This window comes from Paenibacillus sp. BIHB 4019 (genome assembly GCF_002741035.1).
Lineage (GTDB): Bacteria > Bacillota > Bacilli > Paenibacillales > Paenibacillaceae > Pristimantibacillus.
In genome coordinates this window covers 7,151,407-7,164,934 of record NZ_CP016808.1, presented here as the reverse complement: position 1 = coordinate 7,164,934, position 13,528 = coordinate 7,151,407, and the positions used below count along the sequence as shown (strand labels likewise).

Sequence of the window (13,528 nt, the reverse complement as noted above, 5' to 3'; positions counted from 1 at the left end):
TATAGGGAGGGAGGACTTGAGCGTGACGGATCAAACGAAAGGCTTGCGCTTTGACGTGTATGAACGCGTGCATCTGTCGGATGAAGTTGCCGATATCGATGAACTGGAAGAAATTGAGCTTGTGCCTCGCATTCAGGTTGTTGAGCAGGGGGATCATGCAGTTTTGAAAGGCCAGCTGCTGCTGAGCGGGGTATATCGCAGTACGAACGAAGCCGCTCCGCTTCAGGCATTGGAGCATTTCATTCCCGTCGAAATTACGATGCCGCTGAACCGGATTTCACGGCTGGACGATGTGACGGTGGAAATTGATAATTTTGACGTAGATTTGCTCTCCTCGCGAACGCTTAACATTACCGGTGTGCTGTCGCTGCGCGGCATTCTTGTGGAGCCGCAGCAGGAACTGGAGGAAGCGTGGCGCGAGGAGCCATTCACCGTCGTCCATGATCGCGTAGATACGAGCCAGGCTTCGTACGAAGAGGAGCTTCAGCGTAGCGGGGGCGAACCATTTGCCGCTGACGAGGCAGAGGTGGCTGGCCAGACCGCTTATGGGCTGCAAGCTGAACCCTATTTTGCTGGACAGGAAGGGCAGGTGCCTTTCAGGGAAGAGCAGGGACAGAATCAAGGGTATAATGTGGCACAAGAGTACAATGAGGCTCAAGAGTTTATTGGGGCTCAACAGTTCGCTGAGTCTGAATCCGAGATTGAGGCTTACAATGCTAATAATGCATATAATGAGCGGGCGTATGAAGTGGCTGATGAAAGCGAGGAAGCAGAAGGGCCGGGGGCTGGCGTTACGATCTCGCCTTCGCCGCGTGATGCAGGCTGGTCAGCAGCAGAGTGGTTTCAAGGGCAGAATCATTCCGGGGCACAGCCGAACTTTAACGCTAATTTCAATCCACCGCCTGCTTTTGCACAGCAGCCAGCCGTAACTGGGCTTGGTCATGGCATTGCGCAGGAAAGGCAGCAGGGAGCTTCTGCCTATCAACAGGCGGAGGACTTTGGCTGGAGCCCAGGGGGGCAACCGCAGCAGGCAGAGGAAACGTACATTCCGGCGGGAGCAGAGCAGAGCAGCTACGATACATCCCCGTGGCAGGATAGCGAGCTGGAGCGTTTGAGCGAATGGCAGGAGGCGGAGGAAGCTGGTGCGGAGCAGCAAGCGGAGCCGGAGAAGCAGGAGATGCGCATTGCCTTTGGCAGCAAGGCGCCGGAAGCAACTGGAGCTCCTGCAACAGGCGTCGGGCTTGTGACGCTGCTGCAAACGAGCAAGCGCGAGCAATTGGCGCGGCAGGCTGAGCAGGAGGCGGCGGATTATGCGCTTGAGCAGACGAAGGCTCAGCAGCCGGCAGGCGATGAAATCGAGTGGCGCAATTTATTTTTGAAGCAATCCGATGAGCATGAATTCCGTAAAATCCGGGTATGCATCGTGCAGCGCGACGAGACCCTTGATTCCATTGCAGTGCGCTACAGCTTGAACCCGCGTGAGATTTTGCTGTACAACGGCTTGAATGAGTCGGCGGTAGCGGAAGGGCAGCTGCTTTATATTCCGTAGCAGCAGGCTGTTAAATAAAAGGAGCTTTGACCTGTGAAATAACAGTCAAAGCTCTTTTTTATTTGCCCAGCAAGTATAAAAGAGCTTGAATGTGTCTTGTTGTTTGACTTTTTTTCACAAAGAGGGTATTATTAAATAAATATGTCTTAAAGTCAACGAACGACGTTGAAGGGGAAGAGTACGCAGCCAAGCCTTCAGAGAGCGGAGCCGTTAGTGCTGAGAGTTCCGCAGGATTTTACTCGTACAAGTCGCCCTGGAGTTGCTTGAATCAAGCGGATAGTTATTCGTTAATTCAAGCCGGCCACAGCCGTTATCTGTTTGAGTGCCGTGCAGCTGCAAGACGCGCGGAACAAAGGTGGTACCACGGAAGCTAACCTTTCGTCCTTTGCTATAAGGGCGGAAGGTTTTTTTGTATTCAAAATTAAAGTAATGATGCCATTATGCGATATGTGGAGGATGGAGCTTATGTCTGAAAATCAAACGACGCCGGCGATGCCGACGACCTACGACCCGAAAGCCGCTGAACTGAAGTGGTATGACTTCTGGATGGATGGAAAATTTTTCGAAGCGGGCAAGCGCCCGGAAGCCGAGACCTATACGATCGTTATTCCCCCGCCGAACGTAACGGGAATTTTGCACATCGGGCATGCGCTCGATTTCACTTTGCAGGATATTCTCATTCGCTTTAAACGGATGCAGGGCTTTGATGCTTTGTGGCTGCCGGGAACGGACCACGCAGGCATTGCCACACAGACGAAAGTGGAGCAGAAGCTTCGCGAGCAAGGACAATCCCGCTACGATCTGGGACGCGAGGCTTTTTTGGAGCAGGTCTGGGATTGGAAGGAGCAATATGCGGGAACAATTCGCGGCCAATGGGCAAAAATGGGGCTGTCTCTGGATTATTCGCGCGAACGCTTCACGCTTGACGAGGGGCTGTCGAAGGCTGTGCGCGAGGTGTTTGTACAGCTTTACAAGAAGGGCCTCATTTACCGCGGCAAAAAAATCATCAACTGGGATCCGGCTGCTAGAACGGCTTTGTCCGATATTGAGGTTGAGCATAAAGAGCTGAACGGCCATTTGTACCATTTGCAATATCCATTGAAGGACGGCTCAGGGCATATTACGGTTGCGACAACGCGTCCGGAAACGATGCTGGGCGATAGCGCGGTTGCTGTTCATCCTGAAGATGAGCGTTACCAGCACCTCATTGGTCAAATGATTGTATTGCCGGTCATTGGACGCGAGATTCCGATTATTGGCGACGAATACGTTGACAAGGAATTTGGCTCCGGCGCTGTAAAAATTACGCCTGCCCATGATCCGAATGACTTCGAGGTAGGCCTTCGCCATGATTTGCCGCAAATTATCGTTATGGACGAGTCCGGCAAGATGAATGCGGAAGCTGGCCCTTATGCGGGACTTGACCGTTTCGACTGCCGCAAGCAGCTCGTGAAGGATTTGCAGGAGCAGGGCGTGTGCGTTCAAATCGAGGATCACGTGCATCAGGTTGGCCACAGCGAGCGCAGCGGTGCGGTTGTTGAGCCGTATTTGTCCACGCAATGGTTCGTTGAAATGAAGCCGCTCGCGGAGCAGGCGATTAATGCGCAAAAATCCGGCGAAGGCGTAAACTTCGTTCCAGACCGTTTTGAGAAAATTTATTTGCAATGGATTGAAAATGTACATGACTGGTGTATTTCCCGCCAGCTGTGGTGGGGACACCGTATCCCTGCTTGGTATTGCGACGCCTGCGGCGAAATGCATGTTGCAAACGAAGATGTAACGAGCTGTTCTTCTTGTGGCAGCACGGAGCTGCGCCAGGACGAGGATGTTCTGGATACATGGTTCAGCTCGGGTCTATGGCCATTCTCGACGCTTGGCTGGCCAGAGCAGACCGAGGACTTAAAACGCTTCTATCCGACGAATGTTTTGGTGACGGGCTATGACATTATCTTTTTCTGGGTATCTCGCATGATATTTACTGCACTGGAGTTCACAGAGCAAAAGCCGTTTAAGGACGTGCTGATTCACGGTCTCGTACGCGATGCAAACGGCAATAAAATGTCCAAGTCGCTTGGCAACGGCGTTGATCCGCTCGAAGTCATTGAACAGTACGGCGCAGATGCGATGCGTTATATGCTATCGACAGGCAGCACGCCGGGGCAGGATTTGCGCTTCCGCTTTGAAAAGGTGGAGCAGTCGCGCAACTTTGCCAATAAAATTTGGAATGCTTCGCGCTTTGCGCTGATGAATTTGGAAGGTTTCACCGCAAGCGACATTAATATTACCGGCAAGCTGGGTACGGCGGATCGCTGGATTTTGCACCGTCTGAACGAAACCGTTCGCGAAGTAACCCGCTTGATGGACAACTACGAGTTCGGAGAAACGGGCCGCCAGTTGTACAACTTCATTTGGGATGACCTATGTGACTGGTACATCGAGTTTGCGAAGCTTAACCTTTATGGCAGCGATGAAGAAGCAAAACAAGCGACTAAATCGGTACTTGCTTATGTGCTTGATCGCACGCAGCGCCTTATTCATCCGTTTATGCCATACATCAGTGAGGAAATTTGGCAGCATCTGCCGCATGAAGGCGAGACGATTACACTTGCAGCATGGCCGGAATACGATGCTGCGCTGGAAGCGCCTGAAGCGGTGAAGGAAATGGAGCTGCTGATGGATATTATCCGTTCGGTGCGTAACGTTCGCGCGGAAGTAAACGTGCCGATGAGCAAAAAAATCGAACTGATGATTAAGCCGACGAGCGAAGCCGAGGCGATCATTTTGGCCCGCAATGATGAATTTGTCCGCCGGTTCTGCGGAACCTCGAAGCTGGAGGCAGGTCTTGCGCTAGCAGCTCCGGATAAGGCGATGAGCAGTATTGTTACGGGCGCGGAGCTGTACTTCCCGTTAGCAGGGCTGATTGATATTTCGCAGGAAATTGCCCGCCTTGAAAAAGAGCTTGCGACGCTGAATGGCGAAGTAACCCGCATTGAGAAGAAGCTCGGCAATGAGGGCTTTGTAGCGAAGGCGCCTGCGAAGGTCATCGAAGAGGAACGCTCCAAAATGAAGGATTATGCGGACAAACGCGATAAGGTTCAAGCTAGAATCGCGGATTTACGCGGATAGACACCGGGAAGAAAGAAGGCGTTTCTACGATGACGAATCAGCTCTTGGGCCAGCCGGAAAGCGGCGGGCTGCAGTCGTACCAGGAAGCAGTAGATTGGATAAATGGTCTTATTCCTTTCGGGATAAGGCCTGGTCTTGAACGAGTCCTGCTCTTAATGGAGCGGCTCGGTAATCCACATCGCAGACTGAAATTTATCCATGTGGCTGGAACGAACGGCAAAGGCTCTACCTGTGCTTTTTTGACAAGCACGCTTATTAAATGCGGTTATGATGTAGGTACGTTTACATCGCCATACATTACGAAGTTTACGAATCGTTTTCAATATAATAACGCTGATATCGAGGAGCAGACACTGCTTGAACTGTCGAATGTGCTAAAGCCTGTCGTTGAGGAAATTGCGGCAACCGAGCAGGGCTCTCCGACGATGTTCGAGGTGTCTACGGCGCTGGCCATCTTGTATTTCGCGAAGGTAACGTATCCCGATTATGTCGTATGGGAAACGGGGCTTGGCGGACGAATGGACGTTACAAATATTGTGACGCCTGTTCTCTCCATCATTACCAATGTCGGGCATGACCATATGGATCGCCTTGGCGATACGCTGGAGAAGGTAGCGGCGGAGAAGGCAGGCATTATTAAGCCTGGCGTTCCTGTCGTGAGTGCGGTTACGCAGCCAGAAGTGATCGAAGTTATTCGGCAAAAGGCGATGGACAGCAAAAGCTCGCTGTATTTGCTAGGCGAGCAGTTCAGCGAGACGGCGCTTTCGGTTCGCGAGGATGAGCAAACGTTCCGTTTCGATGGGCTTTTCCGCCCTATCCATCCGCTCACGATTACGCTAAACGGCGCCCATCAGCGCACGAATGCAGCGGTTGCAGTGATGGCGCTTGAGGTGCTTCGCCAATATGCGGCTCTTATCGTGGAGGATGATGCGCTGGAGGAGGGGCTGCGCCTTGCGGCATGGCCTGGACGTCTGGAAATGGTGTCGCATTCCCCGCGTATTCTCATTGATGGAGCGCATAATCCTGAAGGAGCGGAGACGCTTGCTGCTGCACTAAAAACAACCTATCGCTATGATCGTTTAATCCTAATGATGGGTATGCTGGATAATAAGAATCATCGTGAGGTTATGAAGCATATACTGCCAATAGTAGATACGCTAATTGTGACCGAGCCTGATTTTCGCAACAAAAAAGATGCGCAGGCGCTGGCTGATCTAATACGTTCTGTGCAGGGAAAAGAGGCTTTTGAGCTGGTTGTAGAGCCTGACTGGAAAGCGGCGCTTCAGCAGCTGCAGCATTTGACCGGGGAAACAGACCTTGGGGTTGTGACCGGAACGCTTTATTTAATAGCGGACGTTCGCGCCCGCTTATTGTACAACTCGGATTCTGAAAAAGGTTGGTGAACCGTCTTTGAATACAGCAAAACATGTTCATTTCATCGGAATAGGCGGTTACGGGATGAGTGCTATCGCCCGCGTCATGCTGGAGAAGGGCTATACGGTAACTGGTTCTGATGTCGCTCGTCAGGAACTCACAGAGAAGCTGGTGGCGAAAGGCGCAAAAATTTATATCGGTCATGAACCGGAAAATATTAAAGGTGCGGAGCTTGTTGTTTACTCCACAGCACTGACCAAAGACAATGTGGAGCGGCGCGCGGCGGAGGCGCTAAATATTCCGGTGCTGCATCGCTCCCAAATGCTTGCCCAGCTAATGAATGAAGGCAAGGGCGTCGCCGTTGCAGGCGCTCATGGCAAAACGACAACCTCGTCGATGATTGCCCTTGTGATGGAAAACTGCGGAACGGATCCAACCTACATTATTGGCGGCGAGATCGTAAACGTGGGTACGAATGCTAAAGCCGGAAGCGGCGAATACGTAGTAGCGGAGGCAGATGAGAGCGATGGCTCTTTCCTGCATTACCATCCGTCGATTGCGATTGTAACCAATATTGAGCCGGATCATCTGGAAAATTATGACGGTGATTTTGGCAAGCTGAAAGATGCCTACGTTCAATTTCTGTCGCAGGTAAAGCAAGATGGCAAAGCTATCGTATGTGCTGACGATGACAATATTGACGAGATCATCAGCAAGCTGTATGCAAGCCAATCGCTCGATCCATCTCAGCTCGTTACTTACGGCATTGATGGCGAGGCCCAATACAAAGCGGAGCAAGTCGTACTGGGTGACCGCAAAGTATCGTTCCAATTGACCCATCTAGGAAAGCTCTTGGGCGAGGTTGAACTGTCTGTACCAGGTAAACATAATGTATATAATGCGATGGCTACTATTATTACCTGTCTGGAAGCAGGGCTGCCATTTGCACAAATTGCGGGCGCTATTCGTGAATTCATTGGGGCCAAGCGTCGATTCCAAGTGCTCGGCGAAGTAGAGGATATTCTCGTTATTGACGACTACGCCCATCATCCTACCGAGATCAGCGCGACGATCAGTGCTGCCAAAGCGACGGGCAAACGGATTGTAGCTGTGTTCCAGCCGCAGCGCTACACGCGTACCTATTTCCTTCTCGACCAGTTCAGCCGGGCGTTTCCGGAAGCGGACGAGGTCATCATTACCGATATTTATTCGCCAGCTGGCGAGCAGCAAATTGAAGGCGTCAACTCGCAGAAGCTGGTTGAGCTGATTAAGACGAACAGCAATGCGAATACGACTTTTATTGCAACAAAGGAAGAAGTGCTGGAGTATTTGAAGACAGCTGCTTCGGCTGGCGATCTTGTCATCACGATGGGAGCCGGCGATATTTGGAAAACAGCGGATGCTTTAGCTAAATGGTTAAAGGCAGGACGTAAATAAAGCAGGTATCCACTGCATGAGGCAGCTCCATTAAACGCTGGAAAACGTGAAAATCGTTTTCCAGCGTTTTTTGTTGCGTAATAAGAAGGAGCTGCGCCCAGACGATGGCAATGTCTTTGACGCCATTTAAATAAAGTTTTCCAATGAGCTAGCGCAGCATTGATGGGCTGGATACAATTCCCTTAGATTTTTATAGCAAAAAAGGTTGTGGACTGTACGAAACTTGAGGTAAGCTGCGAATGTTATTTACGTATCCGTTTGTTCATAATCATAAATCTCTTAATGGTCTCATAGAGTAGGAATAGAAGAATGAGACAAGGAGAGAGTGACATGAACTCAAAAAACCGCATTACGTACCGTTTCGACCAAGCCGGACAAGCTTCGCGCTCCGAAAACAAGCAGATGGCCGCAGCGGAGCCAGCTGCGGAAGTTCCAGCTGCTGCTGCGCAGCCTAGTGCTTCGAAGCAGGGAGATTTTGCGAGAGTCATCCCCTTATATAAAAATACAGCCTCTTATTCAGATGAGCAGTTCAGTCCATGGAGCACCCAGGTCGATGAGGAGATGGATCAGCTGGAGCAGTTGATTCGCGAGTCGGACCATCACTTGCCTGACGAATCTAATACAGCGGCAGTTAATCGTACCCATTCTCCTGCCGATTCGTCCATAGCGTCGAAAACATCCAGGCATGTCGCAGACAATGAGCCGCCTGCGTTCGTTTCTGAAGAGCAGCAAAGGGGGGAGGAGAAGGAAGCTTTCCCGCTGTTTAATGACCTTCAACAGCAGGCTCCTTCTTACAGCGGCTCTAAACGCAAAAGCGAAGCAATGGAGCATGGGCCAGAAAATATCCGCTATGGATGGGCTGATGACGGCCAGCGGCATTCGCCTGAGCTTGATCTAGGCAACCGTCCGGTTCGCTCGATACGCAGGCTTGGACATTCGCCATCTTGGATCAATGTTTTTTTATCGGTAGCAGGGGCGCTGGCAACGGGAGCCTTATTCGGTTATTTGCTGTTGTCTTTATTTTTGGATTCCTCCTCGCTTAGCTCTTCTAATCCAGGGAGCGGGCAGTCGAGCGCGGTCAGCGGGAATCCAGCATCGCAAAATGCGGAAAATGGCTTGGGTACGGGAACAGGTGCGGGAAACAGCGGAAGCTCGGCTGCGCCGCTTGAAACGGTGGAACTGGCCATTCAGCCACAGGCCTACCATTTGCTGCAATATGGCGTATTTAGCAACTCAGAGGGCAGAGATGCTGCAATGGAGGAGCTGGCTAGCAGGGGACTTGCGTCTGCTGCTGCGGCAACAGCAGACGACTTTCGGGTATATGCGGGGATGGCGGGCGATCGCAGCAGGGCAATTGCGCTGAGCAAAATGCTGCCTGGTACCGAGGTATATGTGAAAGAGCTTATTGTTCAGGCACCAGAGCAGTTTCCTTTTACGGGGAAGGCGGCAGCTGCAAGCAGTTTTTTTGAGCAGACGAATGCCTTGATAAGCATGCTGGACGATTTGGCGCTGGCCCAACTGGAGCAGCCGGTTCTTGCGCCGCTTGGCGAAAATGCGGCGAAGGCTTGGCGGACGGAGCATCAAAAATGGACGCTCAGCATAAAGGCGATGGAGTCTGGCCTTCAAGGCGAGGCGGGTAAAGCGTCGATGGGTGCGGTTGTTCAAGCGGTAAATACGGCGGCTTCGTCGCTTACGGAATATGATAAAAATCCTTCCCAGGCGCACTTGTGGTCGGTGCAGCGAGCTCTAATGGAAGCGATCCTGACACAAAAATCGTGGTTTGAGACTATACGCGCATTGTAAACGGAAATCATACTAAGGTATAATAGAGAGCAGTTGTCATTACTTGGCGAGAGGCGTTGAACAATGAAGAAAAACGGCTGGATGTTATTGCTTTTCCTAGTGCTCGGTCTGCTTGCGGGGGCCTTGGTGGCACGCTGGCTGGAGTCGATACCGGGAATAACTTTCTTGACCAAAGCGATTGAGGCTTCGTGGTCTCCTGCCGTTGATTTGTATGTACTGAGCTTTACAATGACGATTAACTTCCAAATTAGCTTATTCAGTATTATTGGTGTTATAGTGGCTATATGGCTTTATCGCAAACTGTAAGTTTAAACGAAGGAGCGCTATACCTATGAATCCGATCAGCCAGTTCGTGCTGGCATCGTCGTCTCCGCGCCGGAAGGAACTGGTCGCCTCTCTTGACCTTTCCTTGCCGGTTTATATTTTGTCCTCGGAAGCGGACGAAAGCGTGCCCTCCGATTGGAGCCCCGAGCAAATTGTAGAACAGCTTTCCTTGCGCAAGGCGCGGGCAACGGCTGAGCTTTTGCGGAAGCAGGGAAATACGGAACCCTCTATCGTCGTTGGCGCGGACACGATTGTCGTTGTGGATGGCCATGTGCTGGGCAAGCCAGCAGATGAGGCAGATGCTTTTGCGATGTTGAGCAGCCTACAAGGCAGAGCTCATGAAGTATATACAGGTGTAGCTTGTGTTTTAACGCATAATGGTGAACAATCCTCGGCTCATCGCATGACGAAGGTGCATATGAGGCCGCTTAAGGAAGACCAGATTAATCGGTATATAGCTACTGGAGAGCCGCATGACAAAGCCGGGTCTTATGGCATTCAAGGTTATGGGGCTACGCTTGTTGAGCGGATCGAGGGCTGTTATTTCAATGTAGTCGGGTTGCCGTTGTCACTGCTGTCAGACATGCTGGCGGCGTATCGCATACATGTATTTTGATCCACGTACTTCAAGCTAACTTACGAAAGCAGGGATGGGCATGGAGTCGCAGCGCCAATTCATTCGTGATGTCCCACAGGAAGAACGTCCAAGAGAGCGATTAATTAAATATGGGGCCGAAGCGCTCAGTCACACGGAATTATTGGCTATTCTTTTGCGAACGGGTACGAAAAAGGAATCAGTTGTCCATCTTGCGGGTAATATCATGAAGGAATGTGGCAATTTGCGCAACTTGATGGATATGAGCCTGGAAGAGCTGACAGCGATTCGCGGCATTGGCCCGGCGAAAGCGATTCAATTGCGTGCAGGACTTGAGCTCGGACGCAGAGTGTCTCGTACAGGCAATGGCGACGTTGTTACGGTGCAGAGGCCAGAGGATGCGGCGAATTATGTCATGGATGAGCTTCGTCATTTGAAAAAGGAGCATTTCGTCTGTCTTTTTTTAAATACGAAAAATCACATTATCGCCCAAGAGACGCTATCGATGGGCACGCTGAATGCGTCGCTCGTTCATCCGCGAGAAGTATTTCGTGCGGCTATTAAATGCAGCAGCGCCTCGCTCATTTGCGTGCATAATCATCCGAGCGGCGATCCTACGCCCAGTGCTGAAGACATTGCGCTGACGAAGAGGCTCGTCTCTGCTGGCGAGCTGGTAGGCATTGAAGTGCTGGATCATTTGGTTATTGGTGATGGAAGGTTTATTAGTTTGAAGGAACAAGGCTACATGTAATATAATAAGAAGGATTGTGGCATTTCAGAAGGGAGCACTAACATGTTTGGTGGTTTATCGAAAGATCTTGGCATTGACTTGGGAACAGCTAATACTCTTGTATACGTAAAAGGAAAAGGAATTGTCGTGAGGGAGCCGTCTGTGGTAGCCCTGCGTACCGATACGAAAACGATAGAAGCAGTTGGCGAGCAAGCGAAAAAAATGATCGGCAGAACGCCGGGCAATATTCGCGCCGTACGTCCAATGAAGGATGGCGTAATTGCCGACTTCGAAACGACAGCAACGATGATCAAATATTTTATCCGTTCAGCGCAAAAGCAGAAATCGTTGTTTCCGCGCCACCCGAACGTCATGATTTGCGTGCCGTCTGGCATTACTGCAGTTGAGAAGCGTGCTGTTGAAGATGCTGCGAAGCAAGCAGGAGCCCGCGAAGCCTATACGATTGAAGAGCCGTTCGCTGCAGCGATTGGCGCTGATTTGCCAGTTTGGGAACCGACGGGCAGCATGGTCGTTGATATTGGCGGCGGAACGACAGAGGTGGCAGTAATCTCGCTTGGCGGCATTGTAACAAGCCGTTCGATTCGCGTTGCTGGGGATGAAATGGATGAGTCGATTATCCAATACATTAAACGCTTTTACAATTTGATGATTGGGGAGCGTACCGCGGAGCAGCTTAAGATGGATCTGGGTACAGCACTGCCGCTTGATCCGCCGGAATCGGTGGAAATTAGAGGCCGTGATCTCGTATCCGGCCTGCCTAAGACGCTTGCGATAACATCGGATGAAGTAAGCGAAGCGCTTGCGGATACAGTGACAGCTATCGTGGATGCTGTTAAAATTACACTTGAAAAATGCCCGCCAGAGTTATCTGCGGATATTATGGATCGCGGCATTGTACTAACGGGCGGCGGAGCGCTGCTTCGCAATCTGGACAAGCTGCTGCAGCGCGAGACAGGCATGCCGGTCATTGTTGCGGACAACCCGCTTGACTGTGTAGCTATAGGTACCGGCCGTTCGCTTGACCATATTCATTTGTTCAAGAGCAGAGGCGGCTCAGGCGGTCGTTCGAGACGCTAGGAGAGCTTTCCGTCCATTAGGCAAAAATGAAAATGTGATTAGAACAGGCAGGTGATCGAGCTGTTTAAGCTGTTTAGAAATAAGCGCATGTTTATGCTTATGTTCGGGTTTATTCTGTTCATTGTGGTCATCGGCTTCTCGCTAAGTGACCGTAAGGAGCTGAGTATGCCGGAGAAGTTTATCGGAGATTCAGTCGGATTCGTTCAGCAATGGTTTTATGTGCCCGCTGCTTCAATAGCGGGTTTCTTTGAGGATATTGGCAATCTCCGGTCGATTTATGAGGAGAATGAGTACCTTAGACTGACAGCAGCGGCTTATGCACGCGACAAAATCGGCTATAACTTTTTGCAGGAAGAAAATGAGCGTTTGCAGAAAGAGCTGAATTTTACCGAGCAGCAGAAAAAAATTAACAATTACAACTACCGGATTGCCCATGTCATTGCCATTGATAATAATCCATATAGCAAGACGCTGGAAATCAATCTGGGCTCGCTGAGTGGCATTAAGCAGAATATGGCGGTTACGACAATTGACGGCATTATCGGTATCATCAGCCAAGTGAGGCCGAATACGGCAACCGTCATGCCGATTACGGAGCTGGATGACAAGTCGCCGACTTCCAATGCGATTGCGGCGACTATTCTCGGCAAAAGCGACTCTTTCGGCATGGTTACCAGCTATGATGATGAGACGCAGCGGCTGATTATGACGAGAATCGCCGAGAACGACAAAATGATTGTGGGTGACCTGGTTGTTACTTCAGGGAGCGACAGCGTTTATCCGCGTGGTCTTGTAATTGGAACAGTAGAGACGAAGGAAGAAGGCAACTTTGGCTTGACGTATACGGCTTCTATTGAGATGGCAGCTAATTTGAACCAGCTTAAAGAGGTGTTTGTCGTCGAGGTCGCTGCATCGGAGGATGCGGGCAAATGAGTATGATGAGCACAAATCGGCTTATCCTGCTGTTGTTTCTGCTTTTTATTATAGAAGGCAGCATTATGCCTTGGATCATTCCGGCGGATTATTCGAGTAAAATTATCCCGCATTTCAGTTTTGTCTTTATCTTATATGCTGCTCTGTATAGCGGCCGCCATCGCGCATTGCTGTTTGGTTTAGGTATCGGACTTATTCAGGATATCGTCTATTACGGTCATTTGCTCGGCGTTCATACGTTTATGATGGGGCTGATCGGCTATTTTGCCGGACTGCTGTTCGATCGCCGCCGCAGCACGCTGCTCACTTGCCTGTCCGTCATTGGCTTTGCATGCATCGCATACGATTCAGCCGTTTATTTCATTTATTCGCTTTTCCGGTTGACGGAGGAGTCGTATGCTTACGCGCTGCTGGATCATATTTTGCCTAGCTTATTTTTGCAGCTTGCCTTTGCCTTGATTATTTATGTGCCTGTTCGAAAGCTGTATGAGCAGGATGCGAAGCTTAATCAGGACCAGGATGAGGAATAAATTGGCGGAAAAAGCAGGAATTCGATTGT

The 13,528-nt window shown here is 50.7% G+C and carries 11 protein-coding genes and 1 other annotated feature; all 11 genes read left to right on the top strand.

Annotation, left to right across the window (positions count from 1 at the left end; genetic code table 11):
- Positions 1-22: 22 nt before the first annotated feature.
- The gene (locus BBD42_RS31040; RefSeq protein ID WP_150131622.1) at positions 23-1,549 is read left to right on the top strand and encodes a LysM peptidoglycan-binding domain-containing protein; all 1,527 of its coding nucleotides are present in this window, start codon (positions 23-25) and stop codon (positions 1,547-1,549) included.
- A gap of 156 nt (positions 1,550-1,705) precedes the next feature.
- Positions 1,706-1,938, top strand: a binding site (T-box leader).
- Between the two features lie 76 nt (positions 1,939-2,014).
- Entirely contained in the window at positions 2,015-4,675 is a 2,661-nt protein-coding gene (locus BBD42_RS31035) for a valine--tRNA ligase (RefSeq protein ID WP_099521300.1), read from the top strand.
- A gap of 29 nt (positions 4,676-4,704) precedes the next feature.
- Positions 4,705-6,078, top strand: a complete 1,374-nt coding sequence (locus BBD42_RS31030) for a bifunctional folylpolyglutamate synthase/dihydrofolate synthase (RefSeq protein WP_099521299.1) — start codon at positions 4,705-4,707, stop codon at positions 6,076-6,078.
- Between the two features lie 7 nt (positions 6,079-6,085).
- Positions 6,086-7,486 carry a UDP-N-acetylmuramate--L-alanine ligase gene (gene murC / locus BBD42_RS31025; RefSeq protein ID WP_099521298.1) on the top strand — a complete coding sequence of 467 codons (1,401 nt, stop codon included), beginning with the start codon at positions 6,086-6,088 and terminating at the stop codon, positions 7,484-7,486.
- Positions 7,487-7,816: 330 nt separating this feature from the next.
- Positions 7,817-9,289 carry a hypothetical protein gene (locus tag BBD42_RS31020; protein WP_099521297.1) on the top strand — a complete coding sequence of 491 codons (1,473 nt, stop codon included), beginning with the start codon at positions 7,817-7,819 and terminating at the stop codon, positions 9,287-9,289.
- A 63-nt stretch (positions 9,290-9,352) separates the two neighbouring features.
- Positions 9,353-9,595, top strand: coding sequence for a DUF4321 domain-containing protein (locus BBD42_RS31015; RefSeq protein ID WP_056039903.1), 243 nt, complete (start codon positions 9,353-9,355; stop codon positions 9,593-9,595).
- Between the two features lie 25 nt (positions 9,596-9,620).
- The gene (locus BBD42_RS31010; RefSeq protein WP_099521296.1) at positions 9,621-10,229 is read left to right on the top strand and encodes a Maf family protein; all 609 of its coding nucleotides are present in this window, start codon (positions 9,621-9,623) and stop codon (positions 10,227-10,229) included.
- Positions 10,230-10,269: 40 nt separating this feature from the next.
- Positions 10,270-10,959 (top strand): RadC family protein, encoded by a 690-nt coding sequence (gene radC / locus BBD42_RS31005; RefSeq protein ID WP_099521295.1) that lies wholly within the window; start codon positions 10,270-10,272, stop codon positions 10,957-10,959.
- Between the two features lie 42 nt (positions 10,960-11,001).
- Positions 11,002-12,036, top strand: a complete 1,035-nt coding sequence (locus BBD42_RS31000) for a rod shape-determining protein (protein ID WP_099521294.1) — start codon at positions 11,002-11,004, stop codon at positions 12,034-12,036.
- A 99-nt stretch (positions 12,037-12,135) separates the two neighbouring features.
- On the top strand, positions 12,136-12,969 hold the full coding sequence (mreC, locus tag BBD42_RS30995) for a rod shape-determining protein MreC (protein ID WP_237163295.1): 834 nt from the start codon (positions 12,136-12,138) through the stop codon (positions 12,967-12,969).
- Positions 12,966-13,499 (top strand): rod shape-determining protein MreD, encoded by a 534-nt coding sequence (gene mreD / locus BBD42_RS30990; protein WP_237163294.1) that lies wholly within the window; start codon positions 12,966-12,968, stop codon positions 13,497-13,499. Before mreC ends, mreD begins: the two co-directional genes overlap by 4 nt.
- The last annotated feature ends 29 nt before the right edge of the window (positions 13,500-13,528 follow it).

What these genes read in the sequence shown, in the direction of transcription:
- BBD42_RS31035 (WP_099521300.1), top strand. Translation starts at nt 2,015, where the DNA reads ATGTCTGAAAATCAAACGACGCCGGCGATGCCGACGACCTACGACCCG.
- BBD42_RS31030 (WP_099521299.1), top strand. Translation starts at nt 4,705, where the DNA reads ATGACGAATCAGCTCTTGGGCCAGCCGGAAAGCGGCGGGCTGCAGTCG.
- BBD42_RS31020 (WP_099521297.1), top strand. Translation starts at nt 7,817, where the DNA reads ATGAACTCAAAAAACCGCATTACGTACCGTTTCGACCAAGCCGGACAA.
- BBD42_RS31015 (WP_056039903.1), top strand. Translation starts at nt 9,353, where the DNA reads ATGAAGAAAAACGGCTGGATGTTATTGCTTTTCCTAGTGCTCGGTCTG.
- BBD42_RS31010 (WP_099521296.1), top strand. Translation starts at nt 9,621, where the DNA reads ATGAATCCGATCAGCCAGTTCGTGCTGGCATCGTCGTCTCCGCGCCGG.
- radC (WP_099521295.1), top strand. Translation starts at nt 10,270, where the DNA reads ATGGAGTCGCAGCGCCAATTCATTCGTGATGTCCCACAGGAAGAACGT.
- BBD42_RS31000 (WP_099521294.1), top strand. Translation starts at nt 11,002, where the DNA reads ATGTTTGGTGGTTTATCGAAAGATCTTGGCATTGACTTGGGAACAGCT.
- mreC (WP_237163295.1), top strand. Translation starts at nt 12,136, where the DNA reads ATGTTCGGGTTTATTCTGTTCATTGTGGTCATCGGCTTCTCGCTAAGT.
- mreD (WP_237163294.1), top strand. Translation starts at nt 12,966, where the DNA reads ATGAGTATGATGAGCACAAATCGGCTTATCCTGCTGTTGTTTCTGCTT.